Raw genomic sequence first — 17,151 nt, 5'->3', positions numbered from 1 at the left:
CATAAATCCAATAATATTTCGGAGTAAGTCGCCCATGGCTCGTTTGCAACGCACCCTTTCGCTAGGGTCGGTGGTGCTGTTCGGCATCGCCTACATGACGCCGATCATCGTCCTCGGCACCTTCGGCATCCTCGCGCAATCCACCGCTGGCATGGTGCCCGCCGCGTATCTGGCGGCGCTGGTCGCCATGTTCTTCACCGCCATGAGCTACGGTCGCATGGCCGCCGCGTTCCCGGTCGCCGGCTCTGCTTATAGCTACGTGCGCAAGGCCATCAGCCCGAAACTCGGCTTTATCGCCGGTTGGGCGGTGCTGCTCGATTACCTGTTTCTGCCGATGGCGATCTGGCTGATCGGCGCCGCTTACCTGACCTCGGCATTCCCGTCGATCCCGCAATGGATCTGGGTGCTGGCGTTCATCGGCATCACCAGCGCGATCAACATCGTCGGCCTGAAACTGGCCAACGGCATTAACGCCTTGCTGATGCTGGTGCAGTTTCTGGTGCTGATCGCCTTCGTCGCCCTGTGCGTGCACTACATCGGTGGCGACGCGAGTACGCCGCTTTGGTCGATCAAACCGTTCTTCAACGGCGACATGCAGATGCCACTGATCATGAGCGGCGCGGCCATCGCCTGTTATTCGTTTCTGGGCTTCGACGCGGTCAGCACCCTCACGGAAGAGACCCGCGACCCACGTCGCACCATTCCTCGGGCGATCATGTTGATCACCCTGATCGGCGGGCTGATCTTCGTCGGTGTGTCTTACTTTGTGCAGATCGCCCACCCGTCGTTCCAGTTCGACAGCGTCGACTCGGCGGCTTATGAAATCGCGCGCAATATCGGCGGCGACCTGTTCGTCTCGATCTTCCTCATCGGCCTGATTGTCGGCCAGTTCGCCTCGGGGCTTTCGGCGCAGGCCAGTGGTTCGCGACTGCTGTTTGCCATGGGGCGCGACGGGGTGTTGCCGAAATCCTTCTTCGGCACGCTGCACGCGCGCTTTGGCACGCCGGTCAACAGCATCCTGCTCTGCGCAGTGGTGGCTTTGCTGGCGCTGAAACTCGACGTGACGACGTCCACCTCGTTCATCAACTTCGGCGCGTTTCTCGCGTTCAGTCTGGTGAATCTGTCGGTGATTTTTCACTACTGGATCGGCGGCGAAAAAAAGGGCCTGCGTGAGCTGGTGCTGTTTCTGGTTTTCCCGCTCATTGGTCTGGTCGCGGACTTGTGGTTGATGGTCAGCCTCGATCATCTGGCGGTCTGGCTCGGCCTGAGCTGGCTGGCGATTGGCGTGGTGTATCTGGCGGTGCTGACCGGTGGTTTCCGTCGCCAGCCACCGGAAATGGATTTCCAGGAAGCCAGCTGAGGCGCCTTCAGGCAGCGGGTCGGCTCTGGCGCATCGGCAGTTCGACACGAAATGTGGTGCCCACACCCAGCTCGCTGCGCACCGATATGTTTCCGCCGTGTTTTTTCACGATGCCGTAAGACAGGGATAAGCCAAGCCCGGTCCCTTCACCGACGGGTTTGGTGGTGAAGAAGGGGTCGAAGATTTTTTGCAGGGTGTCCGGCGCGATGCCCGAACCGGTGTCGGCGACTTCAACCCAGGCGGTGTCTTGCGCTTGCCCGGTGCGCAAAGTGATGGTGCCACGCTCCGGCCCCATGGCCTGGGTGGCGTTGACGATCAGGTTCATGATCACCTGATTGATTTGTGAGGGTAGACACTCGATATCCGGCAATGCCTGATACTCCTTGATCACGTCGGCCTTGTATTTGAGTTCACTGGCGACGATGTTCAGGGTCGACTCGATGCCTTGCTGCAGATTGGCCCACTGCCACTGCTGATTGGAATCGACTCGGGAGAAGTCCTTCAAGTCCTTGACGATCTGCCCGACGCGGCCGATGCCTTCCTTGGATTCGCGGATCAGCACGGGAATGTCTTCAAGCATAAAATCCAGTTCGACCTCTGTGCGCAATTGCGCCAGCCGTGTCGCAGCTTCGCTGTCCGCGGCGTTATCGAGCGTCTGGCAGGCATCAAGCACGGTCAGCAATTGTTTGAAGTAGCCGTCCAGCGTGCCGAGGTTGGAGGAAATGAAGCCAATCGGGTTATTGATTTCATGGGCCACGCCCGCTGCCAATTGCCCGAGTGAGGCGAGTTTTTCCGACTGCACCAACTGACTTTCCAATTGCTTGCGCTCGTCGATCTCTCGCTGCAGTTCTTCGCTGGCCTGCTTGAACTGCGCGGTGCGCTGATCCACCAGATGTTCCAGTTGGTGCATTTGCAGTGAGGCTCGTTCAGTCATCTGCCATTTGGTCAGCAGGGTGTTAGCCATCTGCTGCACTTCGATGTTGTCGAACGGCTTCTTCAGGATCAGCAGCCGATCATGGGCGTGCAGACGTTCCAGCAGTTCGTCCCAGGAATAATCCGAATACGCGGTACACACCACCACTTGCAACTGCGGATCCTGTTGCCACAGGTGTTCGATGGTTTTCGCGCCGTCCCAGCCATCGGGCATGCGCATATCGACGAAAGCCAGCGCGTAGGGACGTTGTTCCTGCATGGCCTGAACCAGTTTGCCCAGACCTTCTTCACCGCCGTAGGCAGAGTCCAGCTCGAACAAGGGGCGCAGGGGGCGGGCCTCGGTGCCGAACAGCGCGGTCTCCATTTCGTCCAGCTCCACCGAGTGTGGCGCCGCCGGAGCGAGAATCTTGCGAAAGTCCTCATGAATCGACGGCATGTCGTCGATCAGCAGAATGCGACGGTTCGAAAGCTCGCTCATGCGTTCTCCGTGACGCTGACCAGAGGAATTTGCAGGGTGAATAACGCACCCTTGCCCGGTCCGTCGCTGTGCGCGGTGAGGTGGCCGTTCATCTCGATGGCCGCCAGGGCACAGCTGTGCAGGCCGAAACCGTGGCCCTCCTTGCGAGTGGTGAAGCCATGGGCAAAGATCCGCGTCATGTTCTCCGGCGCGATGCCCTCGCCATCGTCCCTGACGCTGATTTCGAGGAAGTCTTCCTCCACGACTTTTACCCCCAGTGTCATGTTGCGTGGGCGGTTGCTGAGGTCGGACATCGCGTATTTGGCATTGCTGATGAGGTTGATCAGGATCAGCAGCAAGCGGTGTTTGTCGGCCATCACCTGGGGCACGTCGGCGTATTCCTTGACCACCGTGACGTGATGTCGGGTCAGTGCCCCGGCGTTCATGCGCAGGGCATCCTCGAGCAGTTCGTTGATAAACAGCGGCTCGGTCATGCTGTTGGCCCCAGCGTAGGACTGCTGGGTGGCGACGATGTCCTTGATGTGGTCGACGCTTTTGTTCATCTGGTTCAATTCGTCGACCATTTCCTGCTGTTCCAGGGCGATCGCGCCGACCAGTTGATTGAGGTAACCGGGCAGCAATTTGCCCTTGGCATCCTCGTTGAGAAAATGGCCAAGATCGTGCGGATGCTCGTTGATCAATTGCATCGCCTTGCCCAATCCCTGCGTCTTGCTGGCACGCAGCTTTCGCGCGATCAGGTCGGAAGAAATGTTCACGCTGTTGAGCACATTGCCAACGTTGTGCAGCACATTGGTCGCGATTTCCGCCATGCCGGCCTGACGCGCAGCGTCGAGCAGTTCGCGCTGGGCGTTCTTGAGTTCGCGGGTGCGTTCCTCGACCCGTTGCTCCAGTGCATCGTTAGCGGTTTGCAGAGCCGTGTTGACTCGGTTGATCTCGGCGAAGCTGCGGATCAGGCGAACGGTCAGCCAGATCAATGACAGCATCAGCAGCACGGCGAACAGCAACAGGTAAAAGTGGTATTGCCTCTCGATGACGTCGACCCGCTGCTGATCCCGGTCAAGCATGGTGGTGATGGTGTCCAGACGCTCGGCCACGGGAACGGCTTCGATGCTTTCCAGCAGCTGATTGACCAGCGGCTGCTCGCGCGCAATCAGCTTGATGTGATTGCTCATGATCCTGATCGGCGCCTGAAAATCCTCGGGCAGGCGTTGTGCATTCACCGCCAGTTTGTTCAGCCCGACCTCAATGTCGGCGGCCTTTTCAGCGGAGGTGACCTGGGAGAACTCCAGAGCACTGAGCAGCAGGTCGTAGGTGTCGGTGATGATGTTCTGCAACTGAAGTTTGTCGAAATCAGACAGGTTGGCCAGTTGCGCGTGGATGTCGTCTTCGGCCGTCGGCAGGAACGCCAGAGAGTTGCGCAACAAGGCGTTGTGCGACTTGAACTGTTCCACCAGCCGGATTTTTTCCTGCGTCGCTTGCCGGTAGCCCTCGTGGGCGACGCTCCATTGCGCCGAGTCATTGCGACCATGGCCGGATTCCAGGGAATCGAAGCGCTGCCACAGTCGAGTCATTTCGTTCATGGGCGAGACCAGTGGGTCGTAGTTGTACGAGATCGCCACCCTGGCTTTGAGCACCTCGTTTTCCCACAGGGCGTTCTGCTGTTTGATCTGCCGGATCAAATCCCGAGACTCGGTGTAGGTCATGGTCTGTTCGGTTCTGGACTTGAGGTAAAGAAACAACAGCGTCGAGGCCAGCACGACAACCACCAGTGTGAGCAACAGCAGGCTGCCGCGACGTGAGATGGTGTTCATGGCTTGCCCTCCCATTGGCCGGTCAGGGTCTTGAGAAACAGGATGATCAGTGTTTTGTCCTCTTCGCTGGGCATGCGCCCCAACTGGTACTGGAACATCGCGTCCACGGCCCGTTCGAGGGTGGGCGCCGAGCCGTCGTGAAAGTACGGTGCGGTCAGCGCGACATTGCGCAGACTCGGCACTTTGAACACGGCACGATCAGCTTCGTCGCCGGTGACATTGAAGCGCCCCTGATCGGCTCCGGTCGGGTTGCCGCGATCGGCGATGTAGTCGCCGAACACGCCAAATTTCTGGAACATGTTGCCGCCGATGTTCACCCCTTGATGGCAGGCAATGCAGCCGTATTCCTTGAAGCGCTGGTAGCCGTACTTTTCCTCCAGAGTCAGGATGTCGGTGTTGCCCAACAGGTATTGATCGAAGCGGGAGTCGGGCGTCAGCAAGGTTCTTTCGAAGGTGGCCAGCGCTTGCTGGATATTGGCCTTGGTCACGCCGTTCGGGTAACTGGCGGCGAAGTCCCGCTGATAATCGGCGTCTTTGGCGATGCGCTCGACCACAGTGTTCCAGTCACTACCCATCTCATGCGGGCTGGTGATGACAACGTTGGTCTGCTCCTCCAGCGTCTCGGTGCGGCCGTCCCAGAACTGGCGGAAGTTCAGGGCGGCGTTGAACACTGTCGGCGTGTTGAAGGCCACCGGTTTGCCGTCGAAACCCAGTGAAAAGGCACGGCTGTCGGCACCGTTCTTGTCCAGTTGGTGGCAACTGGCGCACGACAGCGTGTTGTTGATCGACAGTCGAGGCTCGTGGAATAACCGGCGACCGAGTTCAACCCGTCGGGCATCCTGTTGCACCACCGGCGGCAAGGGTTTGAGCGGCTCGTTCAGCGGTTCCGCATGAGGGCTGGCACAGAGTCCGCAGAGGGCCAATACGATGGCGTGGCGCAAAAAGCTCATGGGTAAACGTCTTCCAGACTTGAGGCCGGTGTCGGGCTGTTCATCACACCGTCCATGGCGCGGGGCCTGCGCCGGCGAGCAAATGTGCAAACGCATCGGGCGGCAGGGCTTTGCTGAAGTAGTAGCCCTGGCCTTCTTCGCAATGTTGGGTCTTGAGAATAGCCAGTTGCTCGGCGGTTTCGATGCCTTCGGCGATGACGTTCAACCGCAGGCTCTTGCCCAGGCTGATAATGGCGCTAACGAGGGCCGCGTCGTTGCTGTCGTTGCTCAGGCCGCGAATGAACGACTGATCGATCTTCAGTACATCAACGGGAAACCGGCGCAGGTAGCTCAGGCTTGAATAACCGGTGCCGAAGTCATCGATGGCCAGTCGTGTCCCCAGCGCTTTCAGGCGATTGAGCACGGTCATCGTCGCCTCGACGTTCTGCATCAGGACGCCTTCGGTGATTTCCAGCTCCAGCCAATCGGCGGCCAGACCGCTTTGCTCGAGTATCCGCTCGACGTTTTCGACGAAGTCACGCTGGCGAAAGTCGATGGGCGAAATGTTCACCGACATGCGGATGGTCGGCAGTCCCGCAACTTGCCACGCCCGGGTCTGGCGACAGGCCTCGCCCAGCACCCATTGGCTTAGCGGCACGATCAGCTTGCTGTCCTCGGCCACCGGAATGAAGTCCGAAGGATAGACCAGGCCGTGGCCCGGTTTCTGCCAGCGCACCAATGCCTCGGCACCCACCACTCTGGCACTGCGCAGATCGATTTTCGGTTGGTAGTGCAGGACGAATTCCTGCTGTTGCAAGGCCCGGCGAATGCCCGACTCGATGCTCTGCTGTTCGCGGGCGCGCTGGTTCATCGCATCGATGAAGAAACCGATGTTGTCGGGGCCGTTGTCCTTGACGTTGCGCATCGCGGTTTCGGCCTTTTTGATCAACTCGATGGCCTCCAGGCCGTCATCGGGATAGACGCTGATGCCCAGGCAGGCGGTAACGCTGATGTCATGACCGGCAATCGTCTGCGGCAGGCGTATGGCGGCGAGCACTTTTTCGGCAATGCCACGGGTTTGCTGGGGATGGCTGATGTCGCTGAGAATCACCACGAACTCGTCGCCACCGTAACGAAAGACCGAGTCTGACTCACGGACGCACTGCAACAGTTGCTGGCCGACCCGTTGGAGCATCTCGTCGCCCGCCGGATGGCCCAATGCATTGTTGATGCGCTTGAACCGATCCAGGCCGAGGAACATCACCACCAGTTGCTTGTCATGGCGCCGGCAGACGGCCATCGCATGGCTCAGGCGATCACCGAGCAGGGTGCTGTTGGGCAGACCTGTGAGGGTGTCGTATTGCAGCAGGTGCGAGACTTTCAGCAGTTCATGCACCCGCGCCTCGATGCTTTGCTCAAGGCCGAGCATCTTCAGCGCTGCGTCCTGGGCCAGTTGCCATTTCCACGTCAGGGCGCTGGCCATCTGGCGGATTTCCAGACTGTCGAACGGCTTTTTCAGGATCAGCAACTGGTCGCCGAACTCCAGGCGTTCAGCCATGGCTTCCCAGCTGTAGTCGCTATAGGCCGTGCACAAGGCAATTTGCATGTTCGGATCGACGCGCCACAGTTGCTCAATGGTTTCCAGACCATCCCAGCCGGGCGGCATGCGCATGTCTATGAAGGCGAGGGCGTACGGTTTGCCCTCGGCGAGCGCGCGTTGAACCAGCGCCAACCCTTCCTGACCCTGGTAGGCTGAGTCGAGCTGGAAGGTCAGATGCGTCGTCAGACGGGTGCCGAACAGCGTCTGTTCCAGATGATTCAGATCTGCCTCGTCCGGCGATTGCGGGGCGAGGATCTTGCGGAAATCGTCGTGAATCGCCGGTGTGTCATCGATGATCAGGATGCGCCGGTTGGTTTGTGCGAATGCTGCGCTCATTCTTCACCCTCCTGCGGGTCCGCCGCCTTGCATCCGTCTCTGAGCAGTTGGCCAGCCTCCTCGGCGCTGACCGCCTCGATGAAGTAGAGCCCCTGCGCACTGGGCAGGGGACTGACCGTGGACGGCGCGAAATGCTGTTCGGGCTTGGGCGGACCTTCGGCGATGATGCCAATGTCCAGATCCCGGGCGAAGTTGACGATGGCGCGCAGCGCATTGGCGCCGGCCACATCCTGGGCTGCGCTGTCGATGAAGCGCTGGGCGAGTTTGAGGTGATTGACCCGGTAGGTTTTCAGGTAATCGAACGAGGAGTATTCGGTGCCGAAATCATCGATGGCAATGGTCACGCCCAGTTCACGCAGACGCGGCAATGCGTCGTTGTGAGTCCACTTGGTCTGGGCCAGTGTGGCCTCGGTGACATCGAAACGCAGGTCCCAGGGCGCGAGTTCCCAGCGTGCGGTGGTGCGCAGAACGTCGTAGATCAGCTCGTGACCACTCTTGAGTTGTGCCAGAGAAAGCTTGATCGCGATCACCGGTGGTGCAACGCCTTCGTCGCGCCAGATCTGCATCTGGCGGCAGGCGCGATCCAGCACCCAGCGCCCCAGAGGAATGATCGCGCCGGTTCTTTCCGCTGCCGGTACGAAGGCGCTGGCCGGCAACAGGCCGAGGCGTGGGTGCTGCCAGAGGACTTGCGCCTCCATGCCCAGAATCCTGCCACTGTGCAGGTCCATCTCCGGTGCGTAATGCAGCCTCAACTCATCCCCTTCGAGGGCCGTCATCAATTCGCTGACAATGGTCATGCGTTCCGCCACTTCCCGGGAGATCTCCTCTGAGTGGAAGTGGTACTGGTTGCGGCCCATTTCCTTGGCGCGGTACAGCGCCATGTCGGCCTGACCCAGCAGGCTGTCGGCGTCGAGGCTGACGGCGCTGTAACTGCTGATGCCGATGCTGACCGAGATGTGCAGGGCATTGCCGGCCAGGTTGTAGGGCGCCAGCAGCTTGTCACGGATATGGGTGGCCATGGCGGCCGATTGGGTCGGGTCGCTGACGTCCAGTTGCAGAATCGCGAACTCGTCGCCGCCCAGACGCGCCACGATGTCGTTTTCGCGCACGCTGGATCTGATGCGCCGGGCGACTTCCTGCAACAGCAGATCGCCGACCGGATGGCCCAAGGTGTCATTGATGCGCTTGAAGTGATCCAGATCCAGGTAAAACACCGCGAACGGCATGGCGCCACGGCGCGCGGCGGCGAACGCCTGGTGCAGGCGCTCGATCAGCGTGGCGCGGTTGGTAAGCCCCGTCAGGCCGTCGGAGCGGGCCAGCAACGCCAGTTTGTCCTCGACCAGACGGCGCTCGGTAATGTCCAGAATGATGCCCTCGACTTCAAGCAGCCGGCCGTCATGATCGCGTACCGGTATGTAGCGGTTTTCTACCCAGCGCCAGGTGCCCTGGCCGGTGCGCAGGCGAAACTCGATGGTTGCGCCCGACGCGTGCCGATCCAGTACCCGGGCCATGGCCGCATCGACGTTGGCCTGATCATCAGGATGAATCAGTGCCTGCGCCCAGTTCGGTGAGCCCACCAGATCCGCCGCGACATGGCCGTAGCGAGTGATGTTGTGGGAGATATACATCAAGGCAAACGACGGATCGCCGCGCAGTCGATACAGGATGGTCGGGCTGTTCTGCACGATCATATTGGCGTCGGACAGTTCCCGGGTGCGCGCCTGAACCGCCTGTTCCAGCAGGTTCATTTTCAGCGCGGCGTCTTCAGTCATTTGCCATTTGACCGTCAGGGCGCTGGCCATCTGGCGGATCTCGATCGCATCGAAGGGCTTTTTCAGAATCAGCAGGCGGTCGTTCAGCGCCAGGCGGCGGTCGATGTCTTCCCAGGAATAGTCGGAATAGGCCGTGCAGAGGGCGACCTGCAACTTGGGGTCGACTTGCCACAGCCGTTCGATGGTCTCCAGACCATCCCAGCCCGGCGGCATGCGCATGTCGATAAAGGCCATGGCATAGGGGCGATTGTCGGCCAGCGCGGCTTCGAGCTTGTCCAGCGCTTCACGGCCCTGAAACGCCGAGTCCAGTTCGAAATGCGGGGTCCGTACCGCAGACGGGGTGCCAAACAGCAGGCTTTCGGTCTCACCCAGGCCGTCGTCCGCCGGGGTGGCGGGGCAGAGAATCTTGGCGAAGTCGCCATGGATCGCCGGGCTGTCATCGACGATCAGCACACGTCGATTGACGAGCGCGGGGGGCAGGTTCATGCCGCACCGACCATGGGGTCATATGGTGTTGTCATCGGGAGCATCCGTTTCCCTCGGCACAGGCCTGTTCGAAGACCGACGGAGTCGTTCAACCTATTGAGCATAGTTGGCGTCCCGGACCTTCGCATGCGCATTCGCGCCGAAGATTTGCGTGAAGGCTGCCTAAAATCATCTAGCCTTTGACTCAGGCGCAGGCCAGCGAGGCGGTCGGCCCGTTGCGTCGTTCACCCCTGTCACGCTTGAGGCCAAGCCATGGAAGAGCAAACCGCCCCGCCACAGCCGCACCGTCCCAAAGTGTTGCTGGTCGATGACGAGGAATCGATCCTCAACAGCTTGCGCCGCCTGTTGCGGGGCCAGCCCTATGATGTCCTGCTGGCGACCAGCGGTGCCCAGGCACTGGAAATGCTGGCGCAGCAGCCGGTGGACCTGGTGATGAGCGATGCCCGCATGCCCACTATGGACGGCGCCTCGTTGCTGGCCCAAGTCCGCGAACGCCATCCGGCGACCGTGCGCATCATGCTTACCGGCTATGCCGACCCGTCCGCCATCATCAAGGCGATCAATGACGGGCAGATTCACCGTTACATCAGCAAACCGTGGAATGACGAAGAGTTGCTGCTGATCCTGCGTCAATCCCTTGAGCATCAACAATCCGAGCAGGAGCGTCAGCGCCTGGAGCGCTTGACCCGGGTGCAGAACGATCAGCTCAAGCTGCTCAACAGCACCCTGGAAAAACATGTCGCCTCGCGCACCGCCGAACTGCAACAGACCGCCGACATGCTCGATCTGGCGTACGAAGAGCTCAAACACAGTTATGTCACCGGCACTGAGGTATTTTCGCTGCTGGCCAACCTGCGCCTGCCCCCGGCCAAACAGACCAACCGGCAGATCATCGAATTGGTGCGCAGTTACTGCACACAACATGGTCTGGATGAAGCCACCGGCCGCGACCTGACCATGGCCGCGGCGCTCTATAACATCGGCAAACTGAGCTGGACCGACGGCATGATGACCACGCCTTCGGATCTCCTGCGTCATACCGATCGCGAGCGTTATCGTGACTACCCCAAGCAGAGCGAATCGCTGCTGATGACGCTGGACCCGATGAAGGATGCCGCACGGCTGATCCTGCATCACCAGGAGCGTTGGGACGGCAGCGGCTTTCCCGACCGGCTCAAGGGTGAGGCGATTCCGTTCGGTTCACGCTTGCTGAAACTGGCGGTGGATTTCGTCGAGTTGCAACGCGGTTTGATCCTTGAACGGCATATGAACAGCGATGAAGCGCTGCTGTACCTGCGTCAGTACGCCGGGCGATTGTACGACCCGGAACTGGTCGAAGATTTCATTCAGGTGTGTGCGGCCTTCCTCAGCGACGTCACCCTGGCCGATCCGACGGTCAAGGTGCTGACCACGCGGGATCTGGCGGCAGGGATGATTCTGGCGCGCAATCTCAATGCCGATAACGGCATGTTGTTGCTCAATGCCGGCAAGGTTCTCAGCGGCCTGTTGGTGGAAAAGCTGATTGCCTTTGAGGCCATGGAAGGCGGCCAATACAAGATTTTCGTCAAGGTGCCCGAGGAGGTTGAGGCGGCGCTCAACGCCTAGAGTGGAAGACCGATGAGGTGACGCCATGGGCGGGGCGTGGGATCCTTGCGGTTTTTCCAGGCCGGTGGCTCACCCATGACCTCTGCATCCGTTGTCTCCCCGCGCATCATTCGCATCGCCGCTGCCCTGTTGCTCAATGCCGATGGCCGGACCCTGCTGGTGCGCAAACGCGGCACCACGGCGTTCATGCAACCGGGCGGCAAGATCGAACCGCACGAGTTGCCAGTACATGCCCTGGCTCGTGAGCTGGAAGAAGAACTGGGGTTGCTGATCGACCCGACGCAGGCCACTTTTCTCGGCCAGTTCTCCGCACCCGCCGCCAATGAGCCGGGGTTTGTCGTACAGGCCGAGATCTTTCAACTGACCATCGATGCCGAGGTCTGCCCGGCAGCCGAAATCGAAGAGGTGATCTGGGTCGATCCGGCCACTGATCCTGCTATCGACCTGGCGCCATTGACACGCGACCTGATCCTGCCGTTTTATCGCCGTTCGCTCACCGCCATCGCCTGATCATCCCCGCAAAGGACGTTGCCATGATCCCGCTTCAAGACCTGCTGATCTTCGCCGCCGCCGCGTTGCTGATGGTGCTGACGCCGGGGCCGAACATGATCTACCTGATCTCGCGTTCGATCTGTCAGGGACGCAAGGCTGGCGTGACATCGTTGCTCGGCGTGGTGGCCGGGTTCTTTGTGCATCTGTTTGCCGCCGCCGCCGGTTTGACGGCGGTGTTTCTTGCGGTGCCAATGGCCTATGAAGTGTTGAAGTGGGCCGGTGCGCTGTACCTGCTGTGGCTGGCCTGGCAAGCGGTGAAACCCGGCGCGCGTTCGCCGTTCGAAGCTCAGCAGTTACCGGCGGACTCGTCACGCAAACTGATCACCATGGGCTTTCTCACCAGCGCCCTGAACCCGAAAATCGCCGTGTTCTACCTCTCGGTGTTTCCGCAATTCATCACCCCTGAACACGGCTCGGTGTTCACCCAGAGCATCATCCTCGGCCTGACCCAGATCAGCGTCAGTTTCTGCGTCAACTTGCTGATCGCGCTGTTCGCTGCCGGCATCGCTTCGTGGTTCGTGCGCAACCCGACGTGGCTGGCGATGCAGCGTTACTTCATGGGGATGGTGCTCGGCGGCCTGGCCGTGCGGTTGATGCTTGAACAACGGCGAGGCGCTTGAGATGTGGATCGAGCGGCTGGATGCCAGCCATGCCCTGGCCTATCGCGAACTGATGCTTGAAGCCTACGACCGCCATCCACAGGCGTTCACCTCCAGCGTGCGCGAACGCGCGGCGATGCCGTTGAGCTGGTGGGAAGCGCGGCTGACCAGCAAGCTTGATGTGGTGCTGGGTGCATTTGAAGCGGGGGTGTTGGCCGGCATTGTCGGGTTGGCGTTCGAACCGCGCGAGAAGGCCCGGCACAAGACAACCCTGTTCGGCATGTACGTCTCGGCGGATTATCGCCAACACGGTCTCGGTTTCGAACTGGTGCAAGCCGCGCTGACCGAGGCACAAAACCACCCCGGGCTGAAACTCATCCAGCTCACCGTCACCGCCGGCAACGATGCGGCCTTCAAGCTGTACCAGCGCTGCGGCTTTATCCAGTTCGGTCTGGAACCGCTGGCGGTGCGAGTCGGCGAAGACTACTTCGACAAGATCCACATGTGGCGTGAACTCTGACCCTCCCACCTAAGTGAACAGCATTACCCTAAGAGAGGGGCTTTTGTGGCGAGGGGATTTATCTTCGATGGGCTGCGAAGCAGCCCCAAACCCTACAAACGCGGTCTCTCTGAAACACCGTGTGCACAGGTTTCAGGACTGCTGCGCAGCCCATCGGGGATAAATCCCCTCACCACAATGAATCTTTTTATCCGGCAAATGTTCAGGCAGGGGGATCGAGGTTGTCCAGTGCCCGGTTTACCGTCAGTTCGCCGAGCATCACTACCTGTTGGATACCGAGCAAGGTGTTGCGATGCGGCGTGTCGAGCAGGCCGGCGAAATCACTGAGCATCACGCTCGCCGAGGCAAGGGATTCACAGGCGTGGGCGAGGAGGGTTTCGTTATCGGTGTCGGGAGTGACGTGGAACAGGGTGCTGGGGAGGCGAGGCGGGTTGGGCGTTACCTTGAACATGGCGAATCTCCATTTATACCTGGTGTTCCACCAACACCTGTCGCTAAACAAGTAAGGGTGGCAGCTGTACGCGGGTTAGCGAACCGAGAGGTATAAGACCCGGCAGACCCGAAGGTCTCCCACGTACAGCCACCAAAAACTGGCGCATGTTTGGACTTAATACCTGGTCGAGTCGCTAAACCCGATCGCTGAATGTTCAGCGACCGACAAACGATAGAGGTCAGGCACAAGGCGCACAAGCCGGCGGATTCTGGCGTAGCTGTAGGCCGTGACGCAAGGATGTGTAGCCTGAGTCCGTGTCTGGACATGTCGTTTAAACAGCAGCCGTTTAAGATCTTTTGATTTTGGAGTTTCAGCGCACCGCGCTAACGCCATCCAGTGTCGAAAACGATGTGTCCTTGGCCGTCAGCAGAAAATCGCGCATGTACGGCGCATCGAGCATGTCGGCGCGTATCCCGGCGTACAGCGTGGCAAACAGACCTTTCTCGCCCAGTCGCTTGCCCTTCACATAGCCGCGCGAGCTGTACTCATGCAGCGCCCAGTGCGGCATACCGCAGACGCCACGGCCGCTGGCGACCAGTTGCATCATCATTACCGTCAGCTCCGAAGTGCGCACCAGCGCCGGTTCGATGTCGGCCGGTTCAAGGAAGCGGGTGAAGATGTCCAGTCGGTCGCGTTCCACCGGGTAAGTGATCAGGGTTTCTGTCAACAAGTCTTCGGGGACGATGTAGGGTTTGCTCGCCAGCGGGTGCTGATTGGCCACCGCGAGCATGGCTTCGTAGGTGAACAGCGGCACATAGGTGATGCCGGCGATTTCCAGCGGATCAGAGGTCACCACCAAATCCAGATCACCTCGGGCCAGGGCCGGCAGCGGGGCGAAGGAGAAGCCCGACGCGAGGTCGAGTTCGACTTCCGGCCACGCATCGCGGAACTGGTCGATGGTCGGCATCAGCCACTGAAAGCAGCTGTGGCATTCGATCGCCATGTGCAGGCGTCCGGCAGTGCCGCCGGCCAGTCGAGCGATGTCGCGCTCGGCGCCGCGCAGCAGCGGCAGGGTGGCGTCGGCCAGTTGCAACAGGCGCAGGCCGGCGCTGGTGAAGCGCACCGGTTTGGTCTTGCGCACGAACAACGGCATTCCCAGCCGTTCTTCAAGCTCCTTGAACTGGTGGGACAGCGCCGATTGGGTCAGGTGCAACCGGTCGGCGGCATCGACCAGGCTGTCGGCTTCGCGCAGTGCGTGCAGGGTTTTCAGGTGACGGATTTCAAGCACCGGCTGGCTCCATGAGGAAAACTTGTGATCAACACGAAAAGGTTGAGTTTGTCTCATGTTGGCTTGACTGTCGACAATGGCGCCATCTTTTACGCAATGGAGCACATTCGACATGGCCGTGGCCCACACCCTTGGTTTCCCGCGCATCGGCGCCGACCGCGAACTGAAAAAAGCCCTCGAAGCCTACTGGAAAGGCGATCTCGATCAGGCCGCGCTGAACCAGGTTGGCCGTGATCTGCGCGCCACTCACTGGCAGTTGCAGAAAGCTGCCGGTATCGACTTGTTGCCGGTCGGCGACTTCGCCTGGTACGACCAGGTGTTGACTCACTCGCTGACTTTCGGCGTGATCCCTGAGCGTTTTGACGGCGTACGCGACGAGCGTGGCCAGCCGACCCTCGCCACGCTGTTCGCCATGGCTCGCGGCGCCACGGCTGGATGCTGCGCTGATGACCACGGCAAGACTCAATATGCACAAGAGCTGACCAAGTGGTTCGACACCAACTACCACTACCTCGTCCCGGAGTTCAGCGCTGATCAACAGTTCAAGCTGAGCTGGGAGCAGTTGTTCGATGAAGTCGAAGAAGCCAAGGCGCTGGGCCATAACGTCAAACCGGTGATCATCGGCCCGCTGACTTACCTGTGGCTGGGCAAGGCGAAAGGCAACGACTTCGACAAGCTCGACTTGCTTGAGCGTCTGCTGCCGATCTACAACCAGATTCTCGTGCGCCTCGCCGAGCAAGGCGTGGAGTGGGTGCAGATCGACGAGCCGATCCTCACCCTCGACCTGCCGCAAGCGTGGAAAAGCGCCTTCGAACGCGCTTATCACATCCTCCAGTACTCGCCGCTGAAGAAACTCGTGGCGACGTACTTCAGTGGCCTTGAAGACAACCTCGGCCTGGCCGTAGGCCTGCCGGTGCAAGGTCTGCACATCGACGCGGTGCGGGCGCCGGAGCAACTTGGCCAGGTGCTGGATCGCCTGCCGACTTACAAGATTCTTTCGGTGGGGCTGGTCAACGGGCGCAACGTCTGGCGCTGCGAACTGGAGCAGGCGCTGGCGCAATTGCAGCCGGCGCAGGAGCGTTTCGGCGACAACCTGTGGGTCAGCAGTTCCTGTTCGTTGCTGCACAGCCCGGTGGATGTCGAGCGTGAAGACAAGCTCGATCCGGAGCTCAAGAGTTGGTTGGCGTTTGCCGTGCAGAAGTGCAGCGAAATCTCCGTGTTGCGCGATGCCTTGAACGATCCACAGGCGCCCAAAGTGCAAAGCGCATTGGCCGAGAACCGAGCGATTCAGGCCAGCCGTGCGCAGTCGCCACGCGTCCACAATGCCGAGGTACAAGCGCGTATCAAAGCGATCAATGCCAACGACAGTCAGCGTCATTCGCCGTTTGCCAAACGCATCGCCCAACAACAGGCGCACCTGCAATTGCCGACGTTCCCGACCACCACCATCGGTTCTTTTCCACAGACCGGCTCAATCCGTCTGGCGCGCCAGGCGTTCAAGCAGGGCAAGCTGTCGGCCAACGATTACCACGACGCCATGCGCAGCGAAATTCGCCACGCCGTGAAGATTCAGGAACGCCTGGGGCTGGATGTGCTGGTACACGGTGAGGCCGAGCGCAACGACATGGTCGAGTACTTCGCCGAGCAGCTCGACGGCTACCTGTTCACCCGTTTCGGCTGGGTGCAGAGCTATGGTTCGCGTTGTGTGAAACCGGCCGTGATTTATGGCGACCTCAGTCGCCCGAATGCCATGACCGTCGACTGGATCACCTACGCCCAAGGCCTGACCGACAAGGTCATGAAAGGCATGCTGACCGGCCCGGTGACCATGGTGATGTGGTCGTTCCCCCGTGAAGATGTGCCGCGCAAAGTCCAGGCGCAGCAATTGGCGCTGGCCCTGCGTGACGAAGTGGTGGATCTGGAAAACGCCGGGATCAAGATCGTGCAGATCGACGAGGCGGCATTCCGCGAAGGCCTGCCGCTGCGCCGCGCACAATGGCAGGCGTATCTGGATTGGGCCGTTGAGGCCTTCCGTCTGACGGCGTCGGGCGTGAAGGATGAAACCCAGATCCACACCCACATGTGCTACAGCGAATTCAACGACGTGATCAAGGCGATTGCCGACATGGACGCCGACGTGATTACCATCGAAACCTCGCGGTCGGACATGGAATTGCTCGAAGCCTTCGAAGCGTTCGACTACCCCAACGACATTGGCCCGGGCGTTTACGACATTCACTCGCCACGGGTGCCGGATACCGCCGAGATGGTCAAGTTGATGAAGAAGGCTGTGCAGCGGATTCCCGCCGAACGGCTTTGGGTCAACCCCGATTGCGGCTTGAAGACGCGGGCATGGCCGGAGACGGAAGCGGCACTGGTGAACATGGTGGCGGCGGCCCGGCAGTTGCGCAGTCTGTTGGCGTAACTGGCCGCAAAAAAGCCAGCCTTT

Annotated in this window: 13 protein-coding genes; 6 read left to right on the top strand and 7 right to left on the bottom strand. The window is 60.3% G+C overall.

Annotated features, from left to right (window positions below; translation table 11 throughout):
- Positions 1–34: 34 nt before the first annotated feature.
- The gene (locus ACA043_RS23710) at positions 35–1,360 is read left to right on the top strand and encodes an APC family permease (protein ID WP_401266438.1); all 1,326 of its coding nucleotides are present in this window, start codon (positions 35–37) and stop codon (positions 1,358–1,360) included.
- Between the two features lie 7 nt (positions 1,361–1,367).
- On the opposite strand, the gene ACA043_RS23705 is transcribed toward ACA043_RS23710, so the two are convergent.
- The 5 genes from ACA043_RS23705 to ACA043_RS23685 are packed head-to-tail and all read right to left on the bottom strand — an operon-like array spanning position 1,368 to position 9,705.
- Positions 1,368–2,771: an ATP-binding protein gene (locus ACA043_RS23705; protein WP_497658025.1), complete on the bottom strand. Its 1,404-nt coding sequence runs from the start codon at positions 2,769–2,771 to the stop codon at positions 1,368–1,370.
- Positions 2,768–4,582 carry a DAHL domain-containing sensor histidine kinase gene (locus ACA043_RS23700; protein ID WP_401266444.1) on the bottom strand — a complete coding sequence of 605 codons (1,815 nt, stop codon included), beginning with the start codon at positions 4,580–4,582 and terminating at the stop codon, positions 2,768–2,770. Before ACA043_RS23700 ends, ACA043_RS23705 begins: the two co-directional genes overlap by 4 nt.
- Positions 4,579–5,532 (bottom strand): cytochrome-c peroxidase, encoded by a 954-nt coding sequence (locus ACA043_RS23695; RefSeq protein WP_187680199.1) that lies wholly within the window; start codon positions 5,530–5,532, stop codon positions 4,579–4,581. Before ACA043_RS23695 ends, ACA043_RS23700 begins: the two co-directional genes overlap by 4 nt.
- Before the next feature lie 43 nt (positions 5,533–5,575).
- Positions 5,576–7,447 carry a putative bifunctional diguanylate cyclase/phosphodiesterase gene (locus ACA043_RS23690; RefSeq protein WP_497658024.1) on the bottom strand — a complete coding sequence of 624 codons (1,872 nt, stop codon included), beginning with the start codon at positions 7,445–7,447 and terminating at the stop codon, positions 5,576–5,578.
- Positions 7,444–9,705 (bottom strand): GGDEF/EAL domain-containing response regulator, encoded by a 2,262-nt coding sequence (locus tag ACA043_RS23685; protein ID WP_497658023.1) that lies wholly within the window; start codon positions 9,703–9,705, stop codon positions 7,444–7,446. The genes ACA043_RS23690 and ACA043_RS23685 overlap by 4 nt, the downstream gene beginning before the upstream one ends.
- Positions 9,706–9,957: 252 nt before the next feature.
- Here ACA043_RS23685 and nosR point away from each other — a divergent pair, with 252 nt between their 5' ends.
- From nosR to ACA043_RS23665, 4 genes are all read left to right on the top strand, one after another.
- A complete protein-coding gene (nosR, locus tag ACA043_RS23680) occupies positions 9,958–11,310 on the top strand; it encodes a response regulator c-di-GMP phosphodiesterase, NosR family (RefSeq protein ID WP_497658022.1) in 1,353 nt (450 codons plus the stop codon).
- Between the two features lie 75 nt (positions 11,311–11,385).
- Positions 11,386–11,820 (top strand): NUDIX hydrolase, encoded by a 435-nt coding sequence (locus ACA043_RS23675; RefSeq protein WP_497658021.1) that lies wholly within the window; start codon positions 11,386–11,388, stop codon positions 11,818–11,820.
- Between the two features lie 23 nt (positions 11,821–11,843).
- Positions 11,844–12,482, top strand: a complete 639-nt coding sequence (locus tag ACA043_RS23670; RefSeq protein WP_401266455.1) for a LysE family translocator — start codon at positions 11,844–11,846, stop codon at positions 12,480–12,482.
- A 1-nt stretch (position 12,483) separates the two neighbouring features.
- The gene (locus ACA043_RS23665; protein ID WP_401266493.1) at positions 12,484–12,981 is read left to right on the top strand and encodes a GNAT family N-acetyltransferase; all 498 of its coding nucleotides are present in this window, start codon (positions 12,484–12,486) and stop codon (positions 12,979–12,981) included.
- Positions 12,982–13,183: 202 nt separating this feature from the next.
- Here ACA043_RS23665 and ACA043_RS23660 read toward each other — a convergent pair whose 3' ends face one another.
- Both ACA043_RS23660 and metR read right to left on the bottom strand, forming a co-directional pair.
- Positions 13,184–13,432 (bottom strand): DUF6124 family protein, encoded by a 249-nt coding sequence (locus ACA043_RS23660; RefSeq protein ID WP_401266457.1) that lies wholly within the window; start codon positions 13,430–13,432, stop codon positions 13,184–13,186.
- A gap of 352 nt (positions 13,433–13,784) precedes the next feature.
- The gene (gene metR / locus ACA043_RS23655; protein WP_187680192.1) at positions 13,785–14,702 is read right to left on the bottom strand and encodes a transcriptional regulator MetR; all 918 of its coding nucleotides are present in this window, start codon (positions 14,700–14,702) and stop codon (positions 13,785–13,787) included.
- 112 nt (positions 14,703–14,814) lie between these two features.
- Between metR and metE the strand changes: the two genes are divergently transcribed.
- Positions 14,815–17,127 (top strand): 5-methyltetrahydropteroyltriglutamate--homocysteine S-methyltransferase, encoded by a 2,313-nt coding sequence (gene metE / locus ACA043_RS23650; RefSeq protein WP_497658020.1) that lies wholly within the window; start codon positions 14,815–14,817, stop codon positions 17,125–17,127.
- Positions 17,128–17,151: the final 24 nt, after the last annotated feature.

The sequence above is a fragment of the Pseudomonas sp. LBUM1648 genome (genome assembly GCF_059716145.1).
This window is presented reverse-complemented; position numbering and strand designations above follow the sequence as displayed.

Bases quoted from the DNA above. Each gene is read 5' to 3' on its own strand.
- ACA043_RS23710 (WP_401266438.1), top strand. From the start codon at position 35: ATGGCTCGTTTGCAACGCACCCTTTCGCTAGGGTCGGTGGTGCTGTTC.
- ACA043_RS23700 (WP_401266444.1), bottom strand. From the start codon at position 4,582: ATGAACACCATCTCACGTCGCGGCAGCCTGCTGTTGCTCACACTGGTG.
- ACA043_RS23695 (WP_187680199.1), bottom strand. From the start codon at position 5,532: ATGAGCTTTTTGCGCCACGCCATCGTATTGGCCCTCTGCGGACTCTGT.
- ACA043_RS23660 (WP_401266457.1), bottom strand. From the start codon at position 13,432: ATGTTCAAGGTAACGCCCAACCCGCCTCGCCTCCCCAGCACCCTGTTC.
- ACA043_RS23705 (WP_497658025.1), bottom strand. From the start codon at position 2,771: ATGAGCGAGCTTTCGAACCGTCGCATTCTGCTGATCGACGACATGCCG.
- ACA043_RS23685 (WP_497658023.1), bottom strand. From the start codon at position 9,705: ATGAACCTGCCCCCCGCGCTCGTCAATCGACGTGTGCTGATCGTCGAT.
- ACA043_RS23675 (WP_497658021.1), top strand. From the start codon at position 11,386: ATGACCTCTGCATCCGTTGTCTCCCCGCGCATCATTCGCATCGCCGCT.
- ACA043_RS23665 (WP_401266493.1), top strand. From the start codon at position 12,484: ATGTGGATCGAGCGGCTGGATGCCAGCCATGCCCTGGCCTATCGCGAA.
- ACA043_RS23690 (WP_497658024.1), bottom strand. From the start codon at position 7,447: ATGAGCGCAGCATTCGCACAAACCAACCGGCGCATCCTGATCATCGAT.
- nosR (WP_497658022.1), top strand. From the start codon at position 9,958: ATGGAAGAGCAAACCGCCCCGCCACAGCCGCACCGTCCCAAAGTGTTG.
- metE (WP_497658020.1), top strand. From the start codon at position 14,815: ATGGCCGTGGCCCACACCCTTGGTTTCCCGCGCATCGGCGCCGACCGC.
- ACA043_RS23670 (WP_401266455.1), top strand. From the start codon at position 11,844: ATGATCCCGCTTCAAGACCTGCTGATCTTCGCCGCCGCCGCGTTGCTG.